Consider the following 23,129-nt stretch of genomic DNA (forward strand, 5'->3'; position numbering starts at 1 on the left):
TCCTCGTTACTCCAGGACCCCGGACGACCGGGGGCCGCCGCGGCCCCACGCGCTGTCGTCCTGGCTGAGCAGGTCGGCCATGGACCGCTCCTCCTGGTCCTCGTCGTCGGCGTCGTCCTCCTCCGGAACCGGATCCGGGTCGGCACCCGAACACATCGGGCCGAAGCGGTCGTCCCCGACCGGTGGCAGGTCGGTGCGGCGCTGATAGGCCACCGGCGCCGGTTCTTCCCCGGACGCCTCGCGCTTCGCGGAACGGCCGGTGCCTCCGGCGAGCGGGAGCAGCGCCGCGACGCCGATGTCCCAGGACGAGCTGTCCTCCGTGTCCGACGGCGGATCGACCACGGGAACCCGGTCGCCGTCGCGGCGTGCTTCCGGTGCGGCGGGGACGGACGGTCCGGGGCGGCCCGGATCCCGGGGCACGTTCGCGGCGAACCCGGCCGCCGCGACAGCGAAGCCGGCGGCCGTGGCACCGGTGAGGTCCGGCTGTTCCGTGGCCGCGGCGAAGGATCCCGGCGGATCCGTCCCGTCGATCATCCGGCCGAAGGGCGTCATGGCCGAAACCGCCGAAACCGCGGGGAAATCCTCCGGCGCCCAGTGCCGGGGCGCCACCGACGGGGTGCCAGGCTCGGCCGGGCCGTCGTGCGCGGCCCCGGTATCCGTCCAGAACTCGCCGTCGACGGGACCGGCCGCACCGGAGCGAGCCGTGGCGCGCTCGCCGGGCGGAGTCACGCCGCCCGGCGGTACACCGCCGGGGACCTCGGCCCACGAGGCGGGCTCGACCGGCGCCGTCTCGGACAGCACCGTCGGCGTACCGCCGTCCGCCGGCAGGGCGGCACCCGTCCAAGGCTCGGACTCGTCCTCGATCAGGCCCGCCGCGTCCGAACGGCCAGGACGCTCATCCGGCGAAGCGGCCGCGCCACCCACCGGCATTCCACCGGGGAACGCCGGCACTCCCCCGGCCGAAGACCACTCGGCCGGAGTCGTCGCGGGAGTCTCACCGGCGACGGGTTCACCCAGATCCGCCGGCACGTCGACACCCGCCCAGGGCTCGGACTCGTCCTCGATCAGGCCCGCCGCGTCCGAACGGCCAGGACGCTCGCCCGGCGGAGTGCCCGCGCCACCACCGCCCATCGGCATCCCACTCCCGGGGAACCCCGGCGTTCCTCCCGCCGACGACCACTCGGCCGGAGCGGTGGCGGGCGTGTCGCCCACCGTCGGCTCGCCGAGACCCTCCGGCGCGCCGACACCTGTCCAGGGCTCGGACTCGTCCTCGATCAGGCCCGCGGCGTCCGAACGGCCGAACGGCGAACCCGGCTGGGGCGCGCCACCGGCTCCGGTACCCCCGCCGAGCGGGAGGCCGTTGAGACCACCGAGCTTCTCCGGCTTCCCGGCCGCGAAGTTCGTACCGGGCGCCGGGGCCGACAGGTCACCCGGGAACGAGGCCTTGGTGGGATCGCCGAGACCGTTGGCGGCACCCACCTCGGGCCCGTCGCCGACACCGAAGCCGCCGGGGCCGCCCGCGGACCGGCGCGAGCCGCTGCCCGAGCCGGGACCGGTGAGGCTGCCGGGGAACGGCGAGATCGGCGGAATGTTCGCGGCCGTGTTGCCGAACGACGGCACATCCCCACCCAGGCCGCCGGGCGCGTTCGCGCCCCCGAACGACGGCACATCCCCGCCGAGACCGCCCGGCGCGTTGGTCCCCCCGAAGGACGGCACATCCCCGCCCAGGCCGCCCGGCGCGTTGGTCCCCCCGAAGGAGGGCACGTCCCCGCCGAGACCGCCCGGCGCGTTCGTGCCCCCGAACGACGGCACATCCCCACCCAGGTCACCGGGAGCGTTCGTGCCGCCGAAGGACGGCACGTCCCCGCCGCCCGGCGGCGGAGTGGCCGAGAAGTCCTTCATGTCCGGGCCACCACCGGACAGGTCCGGCGGGTTGTCGAGACCACCGGTGTCCGGCGGGGGGATCTTGGACTTGTCGAAGTCGTCCTTGGTGCTTTTGTCGAAGGACGACGTGTCCGGCGTGATTGCCTGGTCGACGGTGAGGCGGTAGTCATCGGCGAGCTGCTTGCCGACCTTCGCCATGTCCTCGGTCATCTTGGTGACCAGGTCGGGGTAGTTCGCGATGTGCGCCTGCCCGGTGGCACCGTCGCGGGTGTGCACCATCGTCGCGTAGTACGAGTCGATCTGCCGGATCGTGTTCTGCGCCCACTCCAGGTACAGGCTGTTCTGGTAGAGCTGCTGTGCCACGCCGGTTCCGGCCTTGCCACCGGACAGCTGGTTCGCACGCGAGGAGATGAACGCCGAGAACTTCTTCATCATCACGCCGAACTGCTCGGCCGCCGGGCCCTTCCACGACCCGTGCTCGCCGGTCAGCGCCGCCGCCTGCTTGTCGATGATGTCCGCCATCTGCGTCAGGTTCTTCTGGGCGGCGTAGAACGCGACGGACGCGTCGTACAGCGACTGCGGGTCGGAAATCTCCTTCGCCCGGTTCATCCCGTCGGACCCGGGCGCGATCGCCGCGCCGCCGACTATCGCCGCCTCGATCTGTTTCCAGGTCCACCCCTGGAAATCCGTGCCCGAGGACGGCAGGGCGTCCGGCTTCGCGTAGACACCCGTGCCGTCCTTGGTGAACCCGTTGCTGTTCTCCGGATCGTCGGCCATCGCCTCGTCATTCCCCCGTTACCTGTGAAAAGTCAGCTCTTCGCCCCGGAGCCGCCGCCCATGGCGTTGACCCAGCCGCTCGTCTGCGAGAAGTACTTGCCGAAGTCGTCGCCGGTCATCTTGTTGGCCTCTTCGGCGGATTCGTACTTGAGCGCGATCCGCTTGAGCGCGTCGGAGGTCTCCGCGACGACCTCCACCACACTGCGCAGGGTCGCGCCGGTGGCGTCCTTGATGTTGTCCACGCTCTTGGACAGGTTCACCGCGGTCTGGAACCCGCCGGGGCGCAGCTTGACCCCCGCGATCCGCTCCTGAGTGGACTTCAACGGCGGCAGCAGTTCGTCCAGATGCTGCGCCAGATTCTTCATCGCCTTGGTGTTCACCGTCGTCACCCCCTTGCCGGGGGTTTCGCCGCCACCCGGCACCGGAGGCGCCTTGACCGAATCACCCGGGTTCAGCCCGGGGGTGAACGTGCCGAAGGAGTTCTTGTCCGGGATGGTCGTGTTGTGCGACGCCCAGTCCTGGTACTCCTTGTTGACGTCGCTTTCGGTCTGCCGCTCCGGCGGCTTGCCGGTGGCGGACTTGTCCCCGCCGGTGGTGTCCCCGCCGTCAGCGTGACCCCAGGACATGACGCACCGTCCTTTCTGGACTCGATGGGACGCGGGGCCGGCCGGCGCGATACACGGCGCCCGGCCCCGCGGAAGCGCTCCGCCTCAGAACTGTCCCTGGGCGTAGTTGTTCGCGTGGACGTAGGTTTCGCGGATGTGTTCGAGCGTGACGCCGGCGTGACTCGCCTGCTTGGGCATGTCCTGGGCGCTCTGCCCCCATTTGGCCTGGGCGGTGTGCCAGGCGTCGGCGGCGCTCTCGGTCCAGTCGTTGAGCAGCCGGTCGCCGGCACCCCGCAGCGTCTCCAGGCCGGAGTTGATGTTGTTCGCCGCGGTCTGGAAGGCGCTGGTCACCTCGGCCATGACGGACGGGTCGTAGGAGTACTGCATGGTTCTTCCCTCACTCTCCTCAGATACCCGACAGGCCGCCGCCGCCCGGCAGCGCCACCGCGGCCTCGCGGGCCGCGTTTTCGGATTTGGTGTAGTTCGCCGCGCTGGCCCTGAGCTTGCCCTGCAGCTCGGTGAGCGCGTTGGTGATCGTCCTGGTGTCCTGGAAGAAACCGTCCATCGCGGCGCGGAACGCGTGCGCGGCCTCGCCGCCCCACTTCGCCGCCAGGTCGTTCAGCGCGCCTTCGATCCGCGTCAGCTCGGCCTTGATCGTGTTCTCGGCCGCGCCGATGTCCCTGCCGCAGAAAGCCTGGATCTGCCCGGCATCAACGTCTGCCATCGTCTACCTCCTCTGGTCGTGGTTGGTCCCCGCCGTCCTCGGCGATGCCGGGGTCGAAGAGTCCCCATTCGTCGACGGGCGCGATCGGGACGGACCGCACCTCGTGGTTCGAGCTGGTTTCCGGCGAAACGCCGGTGTGCTGCGTCAACATGGTCCAGTTCCCGGGACGTGCCGCTTCCGAAGTACTGCGGGCGACTTCTGGTTCGAGTTCACTCTTCCAGAGCAGGCGCAGACAGGACCTAGACGAAGCATCGCCGTCCGCGCGGGCCGGACGCGGCCACGTATGCACGTTGTCGACATCCGGCGAAAAAGGTCCTTTTCAGACAATCTCATCGTCCTTTTCGGACAGTGCAACCACGATTCCCGCCACCGCGTCCGGCTGCCCGATGTGCGGGAAATGCCCGCTGCCCGGCAGAACCGTGAACCCGGCGTCCGGCAGGACCGACGTGAGCCAGCCGGCATAGGCGGGATTCACCGGCATCCTGCTCAGGTGATGGAAAGCGCTTCCGGCCCGATGCAGCGCGGCCAGCTGACGGGTCCGGGCTTCGCGCAGCTCCGCCGCGGGGACTTCGAGGATTTCCCGCCAGTAGCCGAGAAGAAGATCCTGACGCGGTGACGACCGCAGCAGCGCACGCGCTTCCGGGGCGAGCTCTTCGACGCCCATTCCGGCCAGGAGCTTGTTCCACACGCTGGGGTGATCCGGCCCTCGCAGCACGGTTTCGACCGAGCGGAGCAACTCGCCGAAGGGACCCGCGAGCAGTGGCTGGTCGATGTCCAGCACCGCGCGCACCGGGTGGTTCGCCGCGTACACCGTGGCCACCACGGCCCCGATCGAGTGCCCCACCAGCACCGGCTCGCGCACCCCGGCTGCGGTGATCGCACCGTGCACCGCTTCGGCCACCTCGGACATGTCGTAGGAACCGCGCCGGGGCGACGCGCCGTGGCCGGGCAGGTCGAGCGTCAGCACCCGGCGGCCGGGCAGCGCGCGCCGCAGCGGTGCCCACATGCCGCGGTCGAACGTCAGTCCGTGCAGCAGGACCACGGGCGGACAGTCGTCGCCGGCGCCCGCGACGTCCCCCTCCAGTTCACCGAATCGCATCGGTCACCTCTTTTCCTTCCACACACAGGTAAACTGTCCATTGAGGACACCTGGTTCGTCCTCCTTGCCCGAACGGATTCAGCGGCCCTCGCGGAGGAACAGGTCCGGCCGCCGCGGCGCCCACAACTCGTTCTCCAGGTGCTGGTCCTGCCACCGCGACGGCGGCTCGGAGATCCAGTCGTGTCCGAAGATGGCGTACGGGTAGGTCGACCCGGAGCAGCTCAGCTCGTAGTGATCCAGGTAGTCCATCAGCGGCGCCCACAACTGCCGGTTCGCGAGCACCAGGTAGGAGGCCGCCAGGCCCGGCTCGTGGACCCAGCCTCGCACCATCCGGGCCAGGAAGACGTCGGTGATCGGGTTCGGCTTGGTCTCGAAGGCGGGGCAGATCAGGTGCCGCGCGACGGCGAAATGCGTGCCGGGCGGCAGTTCCCGCTGTCCGACGTCGTGCCAGATATCGGCGATGACGGGATCGGCGTCCAGCTCCTCCCGCGCGGGCTCGCGCACGGTCAGCCAGCTCATGAAGGCGCGCAACCGGTTGCTGTCGGCGCAGCGCAGGACGTAGAACGCGGCGGGCTGCCGGTGCAGCCAGAACCGGACCGACGACGCGGTGAACTCGCCGTAGGTCTCGCGCGCCAGTGCGACGAGCTCGTCGTGGTCCGCCGGGGTGACGCGGGCGGCCCGCACGTCCGGGTCACCGGTGGCCGACACGTAGCGGCCGGTCACCCCGCCCCGGCGCCGCAGATGGCTGATGGTCCGCATGACCGCCGCGCCGGCCCTCGGCTCGGTCGCGTCGCGCAGCAGCGTGTTCATCACGTAGTGCCGGATCCGCCGGTGCATCCGCTCGTAGCCGACCGGGTCCCGCCACCGCAGGTGGGCCTCCAGCGCTTCCCGCAGCACCCCGTTGATGTCCAGTCCGTGCCCCGGCGTCTCGACGTAGGGCTGCACCCGCAGCCAGTCGAACAATTCCGCGGCGTCGCCCTCCGGCACCGCCACCCGCAGGAGGTCTTCGGTGGTGTAGCGGGCGTGCGCGCACACGTGCAGTGCCCACCGATGCCGCGGCGACGGAACGTCGTCGAGCAGAGTGTCCAGCACGGCGTCGACCACGAACCGCACGGCCTCGCGCCGTGACGGCTGCCCGGTGTGCGACATGCTCCGGCCGACCTCGGCGGCCAGCGACAGCACGAGCGGGTTACCCGCCGCGAAATCCACAATGGACGGAGCGAACCCGGCGTCGGCACCACGCGCCTCGACCAGCGCCGCCGACTCCGCCGCGCTGAGGGCTTCCAGCTGCCGCGCCACGATCGCGCCGGACCACGCCGGGTCGGTGATCCACGCGACGCTGGGCCCGGCCCGGCCCGCCACGACGACGATCGAATCGGCGGGAAGCGTGCGGAGGTAGGTGTCGCGCAACCACGGCTCGAGTTCGACGTGCCGCTCGAAGGAGTCGACGAGGACGACCGGGCCGGCGGAGGTCCCCGCGAGTCCTTTGGCGAGTTGTTCGAGACGTTCCCGCAGCTCCGCGGTCGTGAGGTCATGCAGATGCCACACCGTTCGGCCCGCGGCCACGGCGTCGTCGCTGTACCGGCGCAGCAGGGTCGACTTGCCGATGCCCGCGTGACCGCACACGAAGAACACCTCGAGGCCTTCGCCGCGACCGCGTTCGAGCATGGCGGCGAACGCCGCGCGCTCGGCGTCCCGCCCGACGAACCGGGAACCGACGTTGCGGTCCAGTGCCGCGCCGGCCGGCTCGCCCGGTGGCTCCCCGGCAGGCGGCGTGGTCACCCGGGGGCGCGGGGCGGGCACGAACTCGTCCTCGGCGTCGGTGTCGGCCCGCAGAATCTTCTCGTGAATGGCCCGCAGCTGCGGGCCAGGGCTGACGCCCAGCTCCTTGCCGAACAGGTCGTAGACCATCCGGTAGACCTCCAGCGCCTCGGCGCGACGGCCGCTGCGGTAGAGCGCCAGCAGGTAGATCTCGTACAGCGGCTCCTCCAGCCGGTTCAGCTGGATGAGCAGCGGCACCTCGGCCACCACCTCGGCGTGCTCGCCCATCTCCAGACGCAACTGCAGCAGTTCCTGCACGGCGGTCAGCTTCAGCCGCTCCAGGCGGGAGCGTTCCCGCTCGGCCGCCTCGCCCGGCACTCCGGCCAGCGCGGTGCCCGTCCACAGGCCGAGCGCCTCGCGCAGGTGCGCGGCCGCATCCGGCACGGCACCGCCCACGCGTTCCTGCCGCGCCGTCTCGACCAGCCGCGTGAACTCGGCCGCGTCCAGCACGAACAACGACGGGTCGAGCATGTAGCCACCGGACTGCGAGCGGATCGCCGAACCCAGGCCGTGCTCGGAGAACACCCGGCGGATCCGCGAGATGTAGGTCCGGATGACGGCCTCACCGGTCGCCGGGGCCCGATCGCCCCACAGGCCGTCGATGAGCTCGCCGATCCGGACGAAAGTCCCGCTGCGCACGAGAAGCAGCATCAGCACCGCCTGCTGTTGCGGCGCGCCCAGATCCAGCTCCGCGTCACCGCGGCTGAGCCCGGGCGGTCCGAGAATGGTGAACCGGCACTGAGCCGAATCCGCGTGTTGCCGTCCAATCACGACTGCCTGGCTCCGCATACCCGGAAAGTAGGCCTGCCGGAACGGCCCTCGCGAGCGTCACCTGACGCTGTGCCTGTACGTCGCCCCATCGTCAGGACGGCCGACGGTGTCCCGCAACCCCTTGCGGTGACGACGTCCTTGCCCACCGCGTACCTCTCGTCCGTCACACTTTCCCGTCAGCGCACCATTCCTAGGGCAGTGGTGTAGACAACCTGTAGACGTCCTGTCCACGAAACGCGATGCGGCGGGTTCCCGCGAAGCCGTCCCGGTGCTTCTGTCACAGTGGTGACAGGGCCGGTCGGCGTCGCCGCGGCTCGACTTCACAATCTCGCGCATCGCGAAAGGGCGGGGAAACCATCATGGCCGGGGTGAGTTTCGGGGTGCTGGGCCCCATCAGGATCTGGCACGACGGTCAGGAGCTGGACGCAGGATCCCCGCAGCAGCGCGGGGTGCTCGCTCTCCTGCTGCTCAGCGAGGGGCGGCAGCTCACGCTCGACGAGATCGTGGGCGGGTTGTGGGGCGCCGAGGCGCCGCGCAGCGCGATCGTCACCACGCGCACGTACATTTCGCGGCTGCGCCGGCTACTGGCCGAAGCAGGCGCAGCCGGGCGGGGCACGGAGGCGGAGATCCGGTCCGCCGGCCGCGGCTACCAGCTGCTCGTCGATCCCGCCGCGGTCGACGTGACGATGTTCCGCCAGGCCACGGCCGAGGCGCGCGAGGCCCGCGCCCGCGGCCAGGACACCGAGGCCTCGCGGCTGCTGCGCGGGGCGCTCGCGCTCTGGCGAGGGCCCGCGCTCGGCGGTCTGGGCGGCCCGTTCTTCGAGGGCCGCCGCACCTGGCTGGAGCAGCTGCGGGCGTCGGCGATGGAGGAACTCTGGGCACTGGACATCGGCCAGGGCCACTGCGCGGACACGATCGCCGAACTGACCTTGGCCACGGCACGCGAGCCCTACCGCGAGCGGTTGTGGGAGCTGCTGATCTGGGCACTGGACAGTGAAGGCCGCCAAGACGACGCGTTGTCGGCCTATCGGCGGATCGCCCGGTTGCTCGACGACGACCTGGGGCTGGAGCCCGGCCCCGGCCTGCGGCGCATGCACGCGCGGATCAGCGCGGCCCGCGCTTCCCTGGTCTGATCCGCGCGGCGGCGTCGCCCGCCCCGGGGCACTCGTCGACCGTCCATCCACAGTGGACACCGCGGTGACCCGCCGCGCGCTCGGCGGGGCTAGCGCCCCGGGGCGCGCATACCCGCGAGCACCAGGGCGAAGACGCGCCCGCGCTGGACATCGTCGACGTACTCGATGGTGCTGATGCCCGCGACCAGCCGCAGCACATCGTCGATCGTCATGTCCGGATTCGCGGCACCCGCCCGCTGGGCTCGTTCCACCAGCGGGCGACCCGCGTCCCGCATCGCCTTGCGGCAGGCCTGGAAGCCGCCCGTGGTGCGGTTGAGCGCGTCGGCGAAGACGAGCTTCGTGCCGATGTAGTCGGTGAAGTGGTGCAGCCAAGTCACCAACGCGTCCCACGGGTCGAGGTCGTCGAGCCCGGACGCCGCCCGGCAGAGCTTTTCGACCTCCTCCCGGTGAACCTCCTCGACGAGGTCCTCCCGCGTCGGGAAATTGCGGTACAGCGTGGCGATACTCACGCCGGACCGCCGCGCGATGTCCTCCAGGGACACCTGCGATCCGTTGTCCGCGAACGCTTCCCGGGCCGCCGCCACCAGCGCGTCGAAGTTGCGTCGCGCGTCCGTCCGCTTCGGACGGCGCGTGGGCAGGGAAACCTCCATGACACCTCCTCGGGTTGACAACCGTAGTCTACCTACGCTTAAAGTGTAGGGGTACTTTCACTTCTTCTTTTGCGAGGCAGGCACATGTCCCCCACCAAGATCACCCTGGTCACCGGCGCCAACAAGGGCCTCGGACTGGCCACCGCACGCCGGCTGGCGGAACTGGGCCACACCGTGCTCCTCGGCAGCCGTGACCCGGAAAAGGGCGCCCAGGCGGCCGGAAAACTGGCCGGGTCCGGGATCATCGTCCACCCGGTACGCCTGGACGTCACCGATGACAGCTCCGTCCAGGCCGCGGCGGCGCACATCGACCGCGAGTACGGCCGCCTGGACGTCCTGGTCAACAACGCCGGCATGCTGATCCGCAAGCCCGCCACCGACGTCACCGGCGAGGACGCGCGCCCCGAGTTCGAGACCAACGTGTTCGGCCTCATCCGCGTGACCCACGCGATGCTCCCGCTGCTGCGGAAGTCCCCCGCGGCCCGGGTCGTCAACGTCGCCAGCGATTCGGCGATGTTCAGCAAAACCACGGAGCCCGGCTCGATGTTCGCCCGCTCGCACGAGTCCTTTGTGTACTCCGCGGCGAAGGCGGCGGTGAACATGCTCACCGTCAAGTACGCCAACGCCTTCCTCGACGATCCCGCGCTGGCTCATATTCAGGTCAACTCGGTCACACCGGGCTACACCGCGACGGACCTCAACGGTTTCGCCGGTGTCCGCACCGTCGATGAAGGCGCCCGCGCGTCCGTCTACTGGGCAACCGAAGGCAACGGGACGGGCCGCTTCCACAACGACGAGGGCCCCCTGCCCTGGTGAACGACCGTCCGGCCACACTCTCCGTCTTCTGCCTCACATCTGTGTCACTACCTCATTAAAACTGCTACATTTGTGAGACAGAACAGCCTGAAGGAGGCCTCAGTGATCACCTACGAGCAACTCTTCATCGGCGGCGAGTGGGCCACGCCGAGCAGCGCGGAGCTGATGGACATCCGGTCCCCGCACGACCAGTCGGTGCTGGGCCGCGCCGCGCAGGCGCAGCCCGCCGACGTCGACCGCGCCGTCGCCGCCGCCCGAAAGGCCTTCGACGAAGGGCCGTGGCCTCGTACCTCGCCCGCGGAACGGATCGCGGTCATCCGCAGGCTCGTCAAGCTCCGCGAGGAGCACGCCGAGGAGATCGCGGCCCTCATCTCGGCCGAAAACGGTTCGGCCCTGTGGTTCACCAAGGCGGGCCAGCCCGGCCTGACCCGTCAGGCGAACGCCTACCTGAAGGCGGCCGAGGAGTTCGCCTGGGAGGAGACTCTTCAGCCGTCCGATCCGGGCGCGCCGTTCCGCTCGATCGTGCGCCGCGCGGCGGTCGGCGTCGTGGCCGCGATCATCCCGTGGAACTCACCGTTCTCGTCGGCCATGGCGAAGATCCTGCCCGCGCTGCTGACCGGCAACACGGTCGTCCTCAAGGTCTCGCCCGAGAACACGCTCAGCATGAACCTGCTCGCCCGGCTGCTGGCGGAGGCCGGTCTGCCCGAGGGCGTGATCAGCGTGCTGCCCGCCGACCGCGAGACCAGCGAGCACCTGGTCAAGCACGCGGACGTGGACAAGATCGCCTTCACCGGTTCGACCCGTGCCGGCCGCCGCATCGCGTCGCTGGCCGGGGAGCAGCTCAAGCGGGTCAGCCTGGAACTGGGCGGCAAGTCGGCCATGATCATCCTGCCCGACGCCGACATCGACGCCGCGATCCAGGGCGTCAAGTTCGGTTCCCTGCTCAACAACGCCGAATCGTGCATCGCGCAGACCCGCATCCTCGCACCGCGCGGCCGCTACGACGAGATCGTCGCCGGCCTCAAGGAACTCGTCGAGTCCCTGGGCGTCGGCGACCCGGCCGGCGAGTCGACCTTCATCGGCCCGATGGTCCGCCGCGATCAGCAGCAGCGCGTACTCGACTACATCCGGATCGGCGTTTCCGAAGGCGCTCGGCTCGTCACCGGAGGTCCGGAAGTGCCGGCGGGACTGGAAAGCGGTTTCTACGTCACGCCGACGCTGTTCGCCGACGTGGACAACTCGATGCGGATCGCCAAGGAGGAGATCTTCGGCCCGGTCCTGGTCGTCATCGCCTACGACGACGAAGACGACGCGGTCCGCATCGCCAACGACTCCGAGTACGGCCTGTCCGGCGGCGTGTGGTCGGCCGACCCCGCGCACGCGCTGGAAATCGCGCGCCGCGTACGCACAGGCACCGTCACGATCAACGGCGCCCCCATCGGGTTCGACGGCCCGTTCGGCGGTTTCAAGGCCAGTGGTCTCGGCCGGGAGTACGGCGCGGTCGGGCTCGGCACCTACACCGAGTACCAGACCATCACCGTTCCCGGGCGAGCACGCTGACGACCACCCCCTGGACGCCCCGGCGCGGTGCCGTCAGAACAACGGCAAACCGGGTTCCAGGCCGAGCCGCACCCGTCCCGAACCGCCGAAGAATTCCGGGGCCTGGTTGACGTGCTGCAGTGCCACCATCCCGTCGCGGTACAGCCGCTCGAGAGCGTTGCCCCGGTAGAGCGAGGTGGAACTTCCCAGCTGGTACATCGCGACCAGAGCCTCCCTGCCGACGACGGCCGCGTGGGCCATGGCCGAGTGCAGATCGGCATGGAGGGCGGGGGTGGACGGCTCGGCGCGCTCGGCGGTCTCGTCGATCCGCCGGGCCACGTCGAACAGGAACAGCCGCGCGGCCCGTACCGCGGTTTCCTGGCGGGCCAATGATTCCTGGACGTGGGGCTGCTCGGCGAGCAGACCACCGAACGGGGTCGTCTTGCCGGGCGCGAGCGCGACCAGTTCGTCGATGGCCTGCTCGACCGTGCCCAGCGCGACGGCGGTGCAGCCGGCGAAGACCAGGAGGATGGGGTTGAGCCGGTATGGGGGCCGGTCCAGGCGCAGCGGGGTGTCGATCCTCGCGGTCAGCTCGGCCGGGACGAACGCGTCCTCGATCACCACCCCGTGACTGCCGGTCGCGCGCAGGCCGCTGACGTTCCAGGTGTGCTCGATCTTCAGCTGGTCCTGGCGAACGTGGAACAGCCGTACGTCCGGTCCGCCCGCCTCGGTCGTCGCGGGCTGCTCGCCGTCCATCACGACGCCGAGCGGGACGAACCACTCGGCCGCTTCGATCCCGCTGACGATGCGCCAATGCCCGGAGAGCCGGTACCCGCCGTCCACCGCAACGGCGGCGCCCGGCTGGCCCGCGTTCGCCAGCACCGGCTCCGGGCTGCCGGCCCAGACCTTCGCCGCGCCCGCCTCGCCGAGCATCGCCGCGGTGAAGCCGAAGTTGGCGTTCCACACCACCCAGGCGGCCGAGGTGTCGATCCGGCCGAACCGCTCGTAGACGGTCAGCGCGGTGGTGAGCGAAACCTCCAGCCCGCCGTACTCGGCAGGGGTGAACAGGCTGAAGGCACCCGCATCGCGCAGTTCGGCGACCAGGTGACCCGGCAGGCGGCCGAGCTTGTCGGCTTCGTCCCGCGCGGCCTCGATCGCGCTCCGCAGCAGGTTCGGCAGGGCAAGTGCCCGGGATTCCCCGGAAGTGGTGTCGGACATGAATCCAGCGTGCCGCCACGGTGCATACACGCGATCGACGTCGTCGGCGCGACGACCTGCTGCTCTCTGCTTGCGCGGTACCAGTGGCGCCGACGCTGGGTCAGCCGGGCACGGCTCCCGGGTCGGTGTGTGGCTCGACGATCGTGGCGAGGACGCGGACGATCTGATTCGTCAGCTGTTCGGGATCGGCTTCACGCAGTGCGGGGGTGCCGATGATCCGGCGCATCAGCCAGGTACCCGCCAGCAAGGCCAGCCCCAGCTCGGCACGTTGCCCGGCATGAGCGCCGTGCAGAGCGCCGGTGAACCGCGCGCCGACGTTTTCGCGGATGCCGGCGCGCATGATCTCCGCGGCTTTCGGGTTGGCCGCCGACTTGAGCATCAGCTCGAACGGGCCCAGATGGTCGGCGTCCGCGGCGGTGCGGGCGACGAGAGCGCGGGCGATCTGGACGGCCAGGTCGGTCGTGTCTCCCGGTTCCCCCGGGATCATCGTGGGTTGGGCGAAGGAGACTGCGACGACCTCGGTGAACAAGGCTTCTTTGGAGCCGAAGTAACGGTTGACCAGGATCGCCGTCACGCCGGCCGCGGCCGCGATCTCGCGGAGACCGACACCGTCGTATCCGTGGCGGGTGAACGCCGTGACGGCCGAGTCGAGGATGGCCTGTCGCGTCGCGGCGGCGTTGCGGGGGCGGGGTGTGGGGCGGCTCATACCGAAAAGTATACAAGCGGCGACTTAACTGTGAGTAGTATACAAGTGTAGACATCGCCCAGATCGGAGAGTTTCCCATGGACTTACAACTCACGGGTCGTCGCGCCCTGATCACCGGTTCGACGGCCGGGCTCGGTGAAGCCACCGCTCGGCTGCTCGCCGCCGAGGGTGCCGAAGTCGTGATCCACGGCCGTAGCGCCCAACGCGCGCAGGCGGTCGCCGGCTCGATCATCGAAAACGGCGGCAAGGCGGCCGTCGCGGTGGGCGATCTCGGCACCGACACCGGGGCGGACCGGACCGCCGAGCAGGCGCTTGCCGGCGGCGTCGTCGACATCCTGGTCAACAACGCCGGCGCCTACGAACACCTGAACTGGGGCGAGACCACCTCTGATATTTGGCTGCACACCTACAACGTCAACGTCGTCTCCGGCGTACGGATGATCCAGCGGCTCGTCCCCGCCATGCGCCAACGCGACTACGGACGGATCGTCACCATCGGAGGTGGGCTGGGAACGCAGCCGTTCGACAGCCATCCGCACTACAACGCGTCACTGGCCGCCCGGCACAATCTGGCGGTATCCCTGGCCCGCGACCTGGCCGGTACGCACGTGACCTCCAACATCGTCGCGCCCGGCGCGATCCTCGTTCCCGCGGTCCAGGACTTCCTGACCGCGCTGTCACCGGAGCGCGGCTGGGGGCAGACCTGGGAAGAGATCGAGTACAACTCCGTCCGCGAGATCGTGCCCAACGACAGGAGCCGCTACGGCAGGCCCGAGGAGATCGCCGGGGCGGTCGCCTACCTGTGCGGCCCGCACGCCGAGTACATCAGCGGCGCGACGATCCGCGTCGACGGCGGCACCGTCCGCGGCGCGTTCTGACGCCCCGGCGGCCCCGCGAAGAACACACGGATGTTCCTGTGCAACAACACCGCCGACATGGGTGGCGAGAACCTGCACGCACCCGAGCCCGCGAGCCGCCTCGACGTCGGCGGTGTCCGATGTGGATGGTCGCAGGACTATTGGTGCGCCCGGATATCTGTGCTTGTGGACAATCGACCAGGCCACAGCCAGCATTTCGGTCGTCCCGACGGTCTACCCCGAAGACATGCACACCACTTGCCTCGTTTGATTCACCTCGGGAGGTGAAAATTCTTGCTCATAGAGCGAGACCACCATCGAGAACTCCGAGACTTGCCCCGCCCTGTCTCGGAGCAAGTCTCGCCGACGGGTCTCCTGCGTCCGCTTGGCACCGAACCTCGGCGACGCAAAGCCGATCGTCGCCAACGGCATCCCGCTGCTCCAAAAAATGCGATCGCCAAACTTCACAGCTGCCAGCCACCTTTTGGCTAACAGCGTGGGTTCGTACCCCCGATGGGATTCGCGCAGCATCTACGCGTAGTCGAACCCGCCGTGAGCTGCGGATCTCCGCGACGTTGGAGGTCGCCCGACGTCGCCGCCGAGGCGGTGCAGCCCGATGAACCACGCGCAGTCGACCGCCACCTCCGCCCGCAGCCAGCACAACGAACACCCGTTCCCGAACGCTGGGGCAGATCACCGCAGTCCACTCTCGAACACACCGGTCGCTCACCTACCCAGCCCAACTTCGCCGGAGTCACCCGACCAGGACAGCGGTACGTCGACCGGCCGATTCCGGCGCGACCGTGCCCTCTGGGTGCAATGCGCTTGCACCGCACTCGTCGCCCTCGGCGCCGCCTACGCCTCCTACCGCCACGGCCGCGAATTCGCCCTCCACTTCGGCGCCGACAAAGACACCGCAGCGATCTAGCCCCTCATCGTTTACGGCCTGCTCACCACCGCCACCGTCGAACTGTGGAAGCCCCACCACGGCGGAGGCAGCCGATGGGCCGCCTGGCTCGCCTTCCTCTTCGGCATCTCCCTGTCCCTCTGCGCCAACATCGGCGCCGCACCGAACCTGAACGTGCTCTCTATCGCGGTCGCCGCCTGCCCGCCCCTTGCCCTGCTCCTCGCGGTCGAGCTCCTCAACCGAGCCCTCAAACGCCACCGAACCGCGAAGCCACCCAATGCCGTCCTCCTTTGCCACGAGACCGGACTCGAAACACCCAACGGCGTCCGTCTCACCGTCATCCCGGCCAAGACAACTGAAGCTGCTGCCGGGCTGACCGCTGAAGAACGCATGTGGACCCATTACAAGGCCCAACGTCTCCACGGCCGGACACCCACCGGCGCCGAACTCGACCGCGTCGCCGGAACGCACAACTACGGCCGCCGCGTCCTCCGCAAATGGCGAGCCGACGGGCGACTCACCCCCGACGAAGATCCATACGCAGCCACCTCGGGCAGCAACTGAACCGCACCTGCTTCGAGCATCCGCAACTCCGCGCTGACTCCGTACGGCAGTGCTGCCAGGTAGATTCCCAGGCCAGCACACCCTCATCCAGATATCTGCAGCCCACAGCACCGCGGATAGATCAACACCCACCGCCAGCAGGACCGATGAAAAGTGAATGGAAAACACCGTTACGGCTCCTAAACCTCCAGGTCAACAAGTGTCGTCCCCGCGCGAGCGGGGTTGGTCCCACGCAGTCGTGCGCCGTGAGCGGCACGAGGGTGTCGTCCCCGCGCGAGCGGGGTTGGTCCCCGCGGCGGTCGCCCCGGCGGCACGCGTCATCAGTCGTCCCCGCGCGAGCGGGGTTGGTCCGAACTCGCCCGGCTGTGCGCACTGACGCCGCATGTCGTCCCCGCGCGAGCGGGGTTGGTCCCTGGTAGCCGCCCTCCACCTTGATCCACAACCCGTCGTCCCCGCGCGAGCGGGGTTGGTCCTTGGAGCAGCCACGCCAGATCGTCGGCGGGAGGGTCGTCCCCGCGCGAGCGGGGTTGGTCCCAGCGCGAGCATCTGAACTCGCTGTTGGAGTTCGTCGTCCCCGCGCGAGCGGGGTTGGTCCCGGCTGCACTACCTGCAAGGGTCGATGGCCGCGGTCGTCCCCGCGCGAGCGGGGTTGGTCCGTACTTCACGGCGCCGGTGAGGTCCACGAGGGAGTCGTCCCCGCGCGAGCGGGGGTTGGTCCCGTCTGCGGCCGGTTCCCGGGCCACATCGCCTCGTCGTCCCCGCGCGAGCGGGGTTGGTCCGCTGGTGCGGGTCCTCCGGGTCGCGTTTCGAGCGTCGTCCCCGCGCGAGCGGGATTGGTCCCGACGACAGCGAGACCTCCAGCAGCAACAGCTCGTCGTCCCCCGCGCAGGCGGAGTTGGTCCGTAGTTGTGGCGCTGCGCGCGAGCCGGCCGAAGTCGTCCCGCGCAGGCGGAGGGTCCCGCGCAGTGCACGGCGAGCTGACCTACGGCGCCCTTCCCGTCGCGTAGTGTCACCGACACAACTGCCGCCCACGCCCGGAGGTCACGTGCCTGACGAAGGTCTTGCGGCCACCTACCAGGCGACCGTGCCCGTCGACCATTCCCAGTTTGCCGTCTTCGACTACCTCGGTGACGCCGTTCTCACCGACCTCCGTCCCGCACAGAGCGAATGGCTCGTCGCGGCGGGCTACGGTGGCGCTGTCTTCCACGCCTGGGACAAGGCGCTGGAAGCATCCGTGACGTTGGAGCTATGGCGTTCCGAACCGCCGGCCGACATGCCGACCGAAGCGGAAGCTCAAGCACCCGATCAGCGGTTTTTCAGCCCGTCGGGGACGGTGACGATCTGCGCGGTCATCGCGTCCGCGTCCGACAGGAACGCCGAACTCCTGGGCCCGGGTCACTACGTGCTCCGTGCCCGGCGAACGCGAACCCGCGACATCACCGAGGACGGCGACGAGCTGCGCGGTGAGGACTGGCTGCTCCAAGTCTGGCCGGACCGGTCCGACGCTTGAGAAACCCGCCCGCGAAACACGGACCCGAGTCCGCGGTAGGTCATCGTGGCGGTCGGCCGTCGGCGGCGGCAGTGGTGAGCAGTGCGTACACCGCCGCGTGGTAGGCAGCTTGGACGGTGGGGATGGTGTCGATCTGGAGGCGTTCGTCGGTGGCGTGGAGCCCGGTATAGGTGACGCCGAATCCCGCGGTCGCGGGGATTCCGAGGCCGGCGAGGTAATTGCCGATGTTGGAGGGCCCGGCGATTTTCGCGGTGGGTTCGACCCCGGCGGCGCGGGCGGCACTCAGGAGTGCGGTGCGTAGCGGGGACTGGTCGTCGAGGGCGTAGGCGGGCCAGCAGGTGTCGAGCCGGATGTCGGTCGGCGGGGTGTCCGGCCAGTCATGGTCGACGTGGCTGACACGCTCGCGCAGCAGCGTCTCGGCCGCGGCGGCGTCGAAGATGGGTGTGGTGCGGATGTCCACGTTGAGCACGCACAGGTCCGGGGTGACGGAGAATCCTTCGCCACCGCGCATGGCGGTGACGGTGAGCTTGCCGGGCAAGGGAAAAGCCGGGCCGGCCCCGTCCGGCAGGTCGGCCGTGGACAAGGTGCGGACCAGGTGGGCGGCCTTCTCGATCGCGCTCGGGCTTGTCTTGGAGCCACCGGAGTGCGAGGAGACGCCATGGACGTGCAGACGTGTCCGGTAGACGCCGCGGCCGCCGACGACCACCTTGGCCATCCCGGGGTAGCCGATCATGACTCCGGCGACGTCGTCCGGCGCGTGCGGCCCGTCGAAGTAGGCTTTCGCGCCGCCGAACCCGCCGGTGTGCTCGTCGACGTCGAACAGCAGCACCAGCGTGCCGTGCAGGTGCGCCGCCACGGGCGCGAGCCGGGCGGCGATATGGCAGAAGATGGCGGCGCCGACCTTGGAATCGGCGGCGCCGCGTCCGTGCAGCCACCCGTCGGCCACGGTGGCCGAGGTAGGTGGATAGGTCCAGGCGTCCGCGTCGCCGAAGGGCGCGGTGTCCAGGCAGGCGTCCAGAACCCAGCGGGGGCCGGGATGGGCGCCGCGGATCTCGCAGGTGAGCCCCACCGGCGCTCCGGTCGCGTCGGTGAGTGTCTTGGTGTCGAGGCCATGATCGGACAACCAGGCCCGCACCGTGTCCAGGACCCCGTCATACGGGTCGATGCCGCCCCGGCTGGGGATCGCGACCAGCTCACGGGTCAACGCCAGGACCGAATCCTGGTCCTGTTTCGCCGCGGCCAGGACTTCCGGCAGGTGGTGCGGTCGGTCGAGGGCGCTCAAGCACGTCACCTCCTGTCCGCCGGGATCGGTGCGGTGGTCTCGGTCCAGCTTCGCACGGCGGGCAGCGCCCGCACGGCGTGGGCCGTCTCGATCTTGCGGGCGGCGGCGTAGCACTGACGGGCGTGGTCGACGTAGCGCTCGGCGACGCCGGCCGCGAACAGCACGCCGGAGTCGAACGCCTCGGCGGAGGTCACCGACGGGACCGGCACGACAGCGCACGATTCCGAGGCGCAGAGGAACCTCTCCGGTGTGCCCGGGTCGTCATCGATCATCCCGATGTGCAGCGTCTTGAGACCGCGGCTGCGGTCGTGCGGATCCCGCAGCTCCAGCAGCCGCAGCAGGTGATCTTTGAGAACCTGATGCCGGGGCGGCCCGAACAACACCCGATAGTGGACCAGCTCGGCCCGGGCGGCGAGCACAGTCTCGATGGCGCGCAGGTAGACCTCGTCACGCGAACGAGAGCCGAGCACGACCAAGTAGTTCTGCGCCCGCTGGACCACGTCGATCATCGCGTCGCTGAGATCGTGGTGCCCCACCAGAAGCCGCGGCGTCTCCGCCGTCCCGGTCAGCTTGCGGTCCTGGTGGGCGAAAAGCTGCGTCGGTGGGCGGCCGTAGAACTCGCAGAGCACCTTGCGGTAGCGGAGGCTGGTGACGTGGCGGCCGGTCTCCCACGCCGAGAGCATGCCCGCGCTGACACCGGGATGTCCGCGCCGCTCGAGGGCGTGGCAGACCTGTTCCAGGGTGGCGGGGATGGCTTGCCGCGCCTGCCGTAGCGGCGAGATCGCGCTCGTGGTCAAGTGCGGGTGGCGCTGCTTCCGTCCAGCCATCCGTGTCCCCCTCGCCGTGGCGGTCACGCGGAATCGGCACCTGCTCGGACACCACAGTGTAGTCACCCGAATGCGAATCCGGTGAGTCCTGTGCTCCGCCTGATGCCGTGCTGCCTGCGATTTCGGCGGACGGCGTGCACAACGGATTCGCAGCCGGTGCACAGCGGTGAACAGCCGATGAGCTGGTGAACGTACCGCGCGGCGCGTGAAGCTAGAGCGACCGCATCGTCCCTAGCCGCGAAGGAGATCGCCGTGACCGCCAACCGCACCCGCGTTCCCGCGAGCCTTGCCAGCGCGCTGGCCGAGACCGACCTGGACGTGGACGGCTGTGCCTGGGCACGCCACCGTATCGAAACATCCCGCGTGGCGCTGCGCATCGGCGGCGACGCCGTCGTGGCGACACTGGCCCGGCTGATGAATCGACGTGGGTGGGCCATCGCCGCGCTGCCATCGGCTTTTCCCGCCGCGCTGCTGCGGCGCGCGGCAGCCGGTGTGCTGGCCGGGTTCGGGATCCCGTTCTTCTCCATCGACGGTGGGCAAGGCCTGTGGTTGGACGGATTGTCGGAGCCGCAACGGGATCCGGCGAGTTTTGGTGGCTTCGGCGCGCAGTCCCTGCACATCGACGCGCCGAACGTGACCGCGCCACCGGACTACACCAGCCTGCTCATGCTGCGCCCGGACCCGGCCGGTGGCGGCACGTCCGTGCTCGGGAACCTGCGCGACGCGGTGGCGACGCCCGATGCCGCCGAGCGAGAAGTGTTGCGACGTAAGGAATTCTTCGAAGGACGGGCCGACGGGCTGTGCGGCGTGGGCGAGCCGCTGCTGCCCTTTCCCGTTCTGGACAACGACAGCGGAACCGGGTGGATCCGCCGGGCGGGTAAGATGCTGACCGACCCACGCAACCGGCCGCATCTGCCTGTCCTGCAACGATTCGCTACCGCACTCGAGAAAACCGTGACCCGAGTGCGGTTACGCCATGGCGAGGTGCTGATTGTCGATCAGCGCCGCGTCGCCCACGGCCGGGACGCGCTCGGCCCGCAGGGCACCGTCGCGCCGGAGCAACGGCGTTTGCTGTGCCAGGCCAAGGTGCGCGCCGAGTCGGCCGCACCGGTGCGGCGGAGCATGCAGCCGCACTGCGGGAGCGCGGCGTGAACGCGCACCCGGCCGCCGACGTCGCGGTCGTGGGGACTGGCGTGGTCGGGCTGGCCGTGGCGCACCAGCTCCTGCGCCGTGGTCATGCCGTCACGATCATCGGGCCGCGGCCCGGGGCGGGTGCGCGCGGGCAGGCCAGCGCGGCCGCCGGGGCGATGCTCTCGCCTTTCTCGGAAGTCGACGCGGCTCAGCCCGAATCGCGTGTCGCGATGGACGTCGAGCAACGGCTGCGCGCCCTCGCTCGATATCCGGCGTGGTTGGAGGAACTCGCTACCGCTACTGGGATCCCCGTGCCGCTGACCGCGGGAACCTGGGTGGTGGCCACCGAGGCCGAACGGGACAGCGTCGCGGCGATCACCCGCGCCGCCCACGATGCCGGCCACACCGCCGAAATCACCGCAGGAACCGACATCGACGGTCTGCGCCCCGAGGTCCCACCGGCGATCGGGCTGTGGCTTCCCGGCGAACCCAGCCTGGATATCACCCGCCTGATCACCACGCTGAGCACCGCGGTCGCCCGTCACCGCCGCGTCCGCTGGCACGCCGTTGACGCCGTCGAGGTCACCACCGGCACGACGCCGACACGGATTCGCTGTACCGACGGAAGCACCGTGGAATGCGCCCGAACGGTGCTCGCCGCAGGCACCGGCATCCCGAGCCTGCTCGGTGCGCGCGCGGCCGAACTCGGAGTGCCGCCCGTGCTGGCCGGGCGCGGAGTGAGCCTGCTGCTGCGCGCCCCGGTCGCGGTGCCGCACGCCGTCCGCACCCCCAACCTCGCCTTCGCGTGCGGCACCCACCTCGTTCCCCGCCACGACGGGGACCTGTATCTCGGCGCGACAAACCGGCTCACGATCGCCCCCGCCGACAACCCGGCGGCCACCTTGGACGAGATCGCCGTGCTCATCGATGACGGGACACGTCGGCTGGAGCAACGGCTGCGTGCCGCGCCTCTGCACCGCGTCCAAGTCGGCCACCGGCCCTACACCCTCGACCACCTTCCTTTGGTCGGCCCGGCACGGGACTCGAACCTTCTCGTGGCCACCGCGACCTACCGCTGCGGCGTCCTGCTCGCCCCGCTGCTGGCGGACCTGATCGCCGACGCCATCGACGATCCCGCCGCACTCGACCTGCATCCCTACCGGACCACCCGCCCCATCACCGTCCCGCCCTTAGCAGAACTGGTCGACACCGAGGCAGCTCGCGGGCTCGCCCAGCACCTGCTAGGGCCCACGATCCCGGTCGATGCCGCAGCACACCGGCAGCTGACCGCCTTGCTCGCCCACGCCCTCCCCGCGCTCGTCACCCGCGTCGGCGACCCCGTGGGCGAGACGCTGGCCCGGCTGTTCGCCCAGGCCCCGGTCCTCGAAGCCGTACCCGCGCTACTGCCCCTCGTCGAACGTCTGGAGTCCCCATGCCGACATCGGAACCCGCCCTCGATCCCGCGGCCACGGTCCTGCACGCCGCGACCACCATCCGGCACCGCACCAGCGGCACCATCCGACTCGACGATCGGCTCGACGCTCTCGGCTACGACTCGCTCGACCGCGTCACTCTCGCCACCGCCATCGAACAGGACACCGGCATGACGCTCCCCGACCTCGCGCTCGCTAGCGCCACCACCGTCGGCGACCTCATCACCGCCCTGACCAACCAGAAGGCGACACCGTGATCACCACCGACGGCCCCATCGTGCAGCCGACCGCCATCGTCGCCGCGACCGCCCGCATCGGCTCGCGCACCCGGATATGGCACCACGTCCAAGTCGCCGACAAGGCCACGATCGGCGACGACTGCATCCTCGGCACCGGCTGCTACATCGGCGCCCGCAGCCGCATCGGCGACCGGGTGAAAATCGGCAATCACTGCGATGTCTTCGGCGCGATCATCGAATCCGAAGCAATGCTCAGCCCGCACGTCGTGCTCACCGAAGACCCCAAGCCTCGAGCCACCCGACCCGACGGTCAGCCTCAACGCCCCGGCGACTGGACCGCGCGGCCCGTGACCGTTCGCCGTGGCGCCACTCTCAGCGCCGGCGCCCGCGTCGCCCCTGGCGTCGATATCGGCCCCCACGCGCTGGTCGGGATCGGAGCCGTCGTGCTGCGCGACGTCCCCGCGCACGCCCTCGTCCTCGGCAACCCGGCACGCCAATGCGGCTGGGTCTGCCATTGCGGACACCGCCTCACCAGCCAGCTTGCCTGCCCGCGCTGTCGGCGCACGTTCGAGCTGGCCACCGACCGACTGCGCGAACAGGCTCCCGCTGTCTAAGTCACCTCCGGTGACGGCCGCT

At 70.1% G+C, this 23,129-nt stretch carries 20 protein-coding genes and 2 pseudogenes; 10 read left to right on the top strand and 12 right to left on the bottom strand.

Going from position 1 to position 23,129, the window contains the following annotated elements; all coding sequences use genetic code 11:
• Positions 1-6: 6 nt before the first annotated feature.
• From ACFWX1_RS21455 to ACFWX1_RS21485, 7 genes are all read right to left on the bottom strand, one after another.
• Positions 7-2,661: a hypothetical protein gene (locus tag ACFWX1_RS21455; protein ID WP_378389856.1), complete on the bottom strand. Its 2,655-nt coding sequence runs from the start codon at positions 2,659-2,661 to the stop codon at positions 7-9.
• A 32-nt stretch (positions 2,662-2,693) separates the two neighbouring features.
• The gene (locus tag ACFWX1_RS21460) at positions 2,694-3,287 is read right to left on the bottom strand and encodes a hypothetical protein (protein ID WP_378389858.1); all 594 of its coding nucleotides are present in this window, start codon (positions 3,285-3,287) and stop codon (positions 2,694-2,696) included.
• An 84-nt stretch (positions 3,288-3,371) separates the two neighbouring features.
• A complete protein-coding gene (locus ACFWX1_RS21465; protein ID WP_378325248.1) occupies positions 3,372-3,653 on the bottom strand; it encodes a WXG100 family type VII secretion target in 282 nt (93 codons plus the stop codon).
• A 19-nt stretch (positions 3,654-3,672) separates the two neighbouring features.
• The gene (locus ACFWX1_RS21470; protein ID WP_378389860.1) at positions 3,673-3,990 is read right to left on the bottom strand and encodes a WXG100 family type VII secretion target; all 318 of its coding nucleotides are present in this window, start codon (positions 3,988-3,990) and stop codon (positions 3,673-3,675) included.
• A complete protein-coding gene (locus tag ACFWX1_RS21475; protein ID WP_378325245.1) occupies positions 3,977-4,141 on the bottom strand; it encodes a hypothetical protein in 165 nt (54 codons plus the stop codon). The genes ACFWX1_RS21470 and ACFWX1_RS21475 overlap by 14 nt, the downstream gene beginning before the upstream one ends.
• A 168-nt stretch (positions 4,142-4,309) precedes the next feature.
• A complete protein-coding gene (locus ACFWX1_RS21480) occupies positions 4,310-5,089 on the bottom strand; it encodes an alpha/beta fold hydrolase (protein WP_378389862.1) in 780 nt (259 codons plus the stop codon).
• 78 nt (positions 5,090-5,167) lie between these two features.
• Positions 5,168-7,699, bottom strand: coding sequence for a BTAD domain-containing putative transcriptional regulator (locus ACFWX1_RS21485; RefSeq protein ID WP_378389864.1), 2,532 nt, complete (start codon positions 7,697-7,699; stop codon positions 5,168-5,170).
• A gap of 341 nt (positions 7,700-8,040) precedes the next feature.
• On the opposite strand from ACFWX1_RS21485, the gene ACFWX1_RS21490 reads away from it, so the two are divergent.
• Entirely contained in the window at positions 8,041-8,814 is a 774-nt protein-coding gene (locus ACFWX1_RS21490) for a BTAD domain-containing putative transcriptional regulator (RefSeq protein WP_378389866.1), read from the top strand.
• A gap of 89 nt (positions 8,815-8,903) precedes the next feature.
• On the opposite strand, the gene ACFWX1_RS21495 is transcribed toward ACFWX1_RS21490, so the two are convergent.
• Complete coding sequence (locus tag ACFWX1_RS21495; protein WP_378389868.1) at positions 8,904-9,464, bottom strand: TetR/AcrR family transcriptional regulator; 561 nt, start codon at positions 9,462-9,464, stop codon at positions 8,904-8,906.
• An 84-nt stretch (positions 9,465-9,548) separates the two neighbouring features.
• Between ACFWX1_RS21495 and ACFWX1_RS21500 the strand changes: the two genes are divergently transcribed.
• Both ACFWX1_RS21500 and ACFWX1_RS21505 read left to right on the top strand, forming a co-directional pair.
• The gene (locus tag ACFWX1_RS21500) at positions 9,549-10,280 is read left to right on the top strand and encodes an SDR family oxidoreductase (RefSeq protein WP_378389870.1); all 732 of its coding nucleotides are present in this window, start codon (positions 9,549-9,551) and stop codon (positions 10,278-10,280) included.
• 102 nt (positions 10,281-10,382) lie between these two features.
• Positions 10,383-11,840 carry an aldehyde dehydrogenase gene (locus ACFWX1_RS21505; protein WP_378389872.1) on the top strand — a complete coding sequence of 486 codons (1,458 nt, stop codon included), beginning with the start codon at positions 10,383-10,385 and terminating at the stop codon, positions 11,838-11,840.
• A gap of 33 nt (positions 11,841-11,873) precedes the next feature.
• Here ACFWX1_RS21505 and ACFWX1_RS21510 read toward each other — a convergent pair whose 3' ends face one another.
• The gene (locus ACFWX1_RS21510; protein WP_378389874.1) at positions 11,874-13,037 is read right to left on the bottom strand and encodes an acyl-CoA dehydrogenase family protein; all 1,164 of its coding nucleotides are present in this window, start codon (positions 13,035-13,037) and stop codon (positions 11,874-11,876) included.
• Between the two features lie 100 nt (positions 13,038-13,137).
• Entirely contained in the window at positions 13,138-13,743 is a 606-nt protein-coding gene (locus ACFWX1_RS21515; RefSeq protein WP_378389876.1) for a TetR/AcrR family transcriptional regulator, read from the bottom strand.
• A gap of 77 nt (positions 13,744-13,820) precedes the next feature.
• On the opposite strand from ACFWX1_RS21515, the gene ACFWX1_RS21520 reads away from it, so the two are divergent.
• The 3 genes and pseudogenes from ACFWX1_RS21520 to ACFWX1_RS21530 all read left to right on the top strand — a co-directional run bounded on the left by ACFWX1_RS21520 (position 13,821) and on the right by ACFWX1_RS21530 (position 17,581).
• Complete coding sequence (locus tag ACFWX1_RS21520) at positions 13,821-14,621, top strand: SDR family NAD(P)-dependent oxidoreductase (RefSeq protein WP_378389878.1); 801 nt, start codon at positions 13,821-13,823, stop codon at positions 14,619-14,621.
• A 793-nt stretch (positions 14,622-15,414) separates the two neighbouring features.
• Positions 15,415-16,071: pseudogene (locus ACFWX1_RS21525) on the top strand (DUF2637 domain-containing protein).
• A 1,045-nt stretch (positions 16,072-17,116) separates the two neighbouring features.
• Positions 17,117-17,581, top strand: a complete 465-nt coding sequence (locus tag ACFWX1_RS21530; RefSeq protein WP_378389880.1) for a hypothetical protein — start codon at positions 17,117-17,119, stop codon at positions 17,579-17,581.
• Between the two features lie 40 nt (positions 17,582-17,621).
• Here ACFWX1_RS21530 and ACFWX1_RS21535 read toward each other — a convergent pair whose 3' ends face one another.
• Both ACFWX1_RS21535 and ACFWX1_RS21540 read right to left on the bottom strand, forming a co-directional pair.
• Positions 17,622-18,863 carry a M20 family metallopeptidase gene (locus ACFWX1_RS21535; protein WP_378389882.1) on the bottom strand — a complete coding sequence of 414 codons (1,242 nt, stop codon included), beginning with the start codon at positions 18,861-18,863 and terminating at the stop codon, positions 17,622-17,624.
• A 5-nt stretch (positions 18,864-18,868) separates the two neighbouring features.
• On the bottom strand, positions 18,869-19,690 hold the full coding sequence (locus ACFWX1_RS21540) for a helix-turn-helix domain-containing protein (RefSeq protein ID WP_378389884.1): 822 nt from the start codon (positions 19,688-19,690) through the stop codon (positions 18,869-18,871).
• A 252-nt stretch (positions 19,691-19,942) separates the two neighbouring features.
• On the opposite strand from ACFWX1_RS21540, the gene ACFWX1_RS21545 reads away from it, so the two are divergent.
• The 4 genes and pseudogenes from ACFWX1_RS21545 (at position 19,943) to ACFWX1_RS21560 (ending at position 23,107) form a co-directional block, all read left to right on the top strand.
• Positions 19,943-20,842 carry a hypothetical protein gene (locus ACFWX1_RS21545; RefSeq protein ID WP_378389886.1) on the top strand — a complete coding sequence of 300 codons (900 nt, stop codon included), beginning with the start codon at positions 19,943-19,945 and terminating at the stop codon, positions 20,840-20,842.
• On the top strand, positions 20,839-22,428 hold the full coding sequence (locus tag ACFWX1_RS21550) for an FAD-dependent oxidoreductase (protein WP_378389888.1): 1,590 nt from the start codon (positions 20,839-20,841) through the stop codon (positions 22,426-22,428). The genes ACFWX1_RS21545 and ACFWX1_RS21550 overlap by 4 nt, the downstream gene beginning before the upstream one ends.
• Positions 22,395-22,511 (top strand): annotated as a pseudogene (locus ACFWX1_RS21555) (hypothetical protein); the annotation flags it as partial. The gene ACFWX1_RS21550 and the pseudogene ACFWX1_RS21555, both read left to right, overlap by 34 nt.
• On the top strand, positions 22,508-23,107 hold the full coding sequence (locus ACFWX1_RS21560; RefSeq protein WP_378389890.1) for an N-acetyltransferase: 600 nt from the start codon (positions 22,508-22,510) through the stop codon (positions 23,105-23,107). The pseudogene ACFWX1_RS21555 and the gene ACFWX1_RS21560, both read left to right, overlap by 4 nt.
• Positions 23,108-23,129 lie beyond the last annotated feature (22 nt).

This window comes from Amycolatopsis sp. NPDC059021, assembly GCF_042739895.1.
Classification (GTDB): Bacteria; Actinomycetota; Actinomycetes; order Mycobacteriales; family Pseudonocardiaceae; genus Amycolatopsis.

Bases quoted from the DNA above. Each gene is read 5' to 3' on its own strand.
- ACFWX1_RS21480 (WP_378389862.1), bottom strand. From the start codon at position 5,089: ATGCGATTCGGTGAACTGGAGGGGGACGTCGCGGGCGCCGGCGACGAC.
- ACFWX1_RS21485 (WP_378389864.1), bottom strand. From the start codon at position 7,699: ATGCGGAGCCAGGCAGTCGTGATTGGACGGCAACACGCGGATTCGGCT.
- ACFWX1_RS21475 (WP_378325245.1), bottom strand. From the start codon at position 4,141: ATGTTGACGCAGCACACCGGCGTTTCGCCGGAAACCAGCTCGAACCAC.
- ACFWX1_RS21540 (WP_378389884.1), bottom strand. From the start codon at position 19,690: ATGGCTGGACGGAAGCAGCGCCACCCGCACTTGACCACGAGCGCGATC.
- ACFWX1_RS21460 (WP_378389858.1), bottom strand. From the start codon at position 3,287: ATGTCCTGGGGTCACGCTGACGGCGGGGACACCACCGGCGGGGACAAG.
- ACFWX1_RS21495 (WP_378389868.1), bottom strand. From the start codon at position 9,464: ATGGAGGTTTCCCTGCCCACGCGCCGTCCGAAGCGGACGGACGCGCGA.
- ACFWX1_RS21500 (WP_378389870.1), top strand. From the start codon at position 9,549: ATGTCCCCCACCAAGATCACCCTGGTCACCGGCGCCAACAAGGGCCTC.
- ACFWX1_RS21520 (WP_378389878.1), top strand. From the start codon at position 13,821: ATGGACTTACAACTCACGGGTCGTCGCGCCCTGATCACCGGTTCGACG.
- ACFWX1_RS21510 (WP_378389874.1), bottom strand. From the start codon at position 13,037: ATGTCCGACACCACTTCCGGGGAATCCCGGGCACTTGCCCTGCCGAAC.
- ACFWX1_RS21515 (WP_378389876.1), bottom strand. From the start codon at position 13,743: ATGAGCCGCCCCACACCCCGCCCCCGCAACGCCGCCGCGACGCGACAG.
- ACFWX1_RS21465 (WP_378325248.1), bottom strand. From the start codon at position 3,653: ATGCAGTACTCCTACGACCCGTCCGTCATGGCCGAGGTGACCAGCGCC.
- ACFWX1_RS21470 (WP_378389860.1), bottom strand. From the start codon at position 3,990: ATGGCAGACGTTGATGCCGGGCAGATCCAGGCTTTCTGCGGCAGGGAC.
- ACFWX1_RS21455 (WP_378389856.1), bottom strand. From the start codon at position 2,661: ATGGCCGACGATCCGGAGAACAGCAACGGGTTCACCAAGGACGGCACG.
- ACFWX1_RS21490 (WP_378389866.1), top strand. From the start codon at position 8,041: ATGGCCGGGGTGAGTTTCGGGGTGCTGGGCCCCATCAGGATCTGGCAC.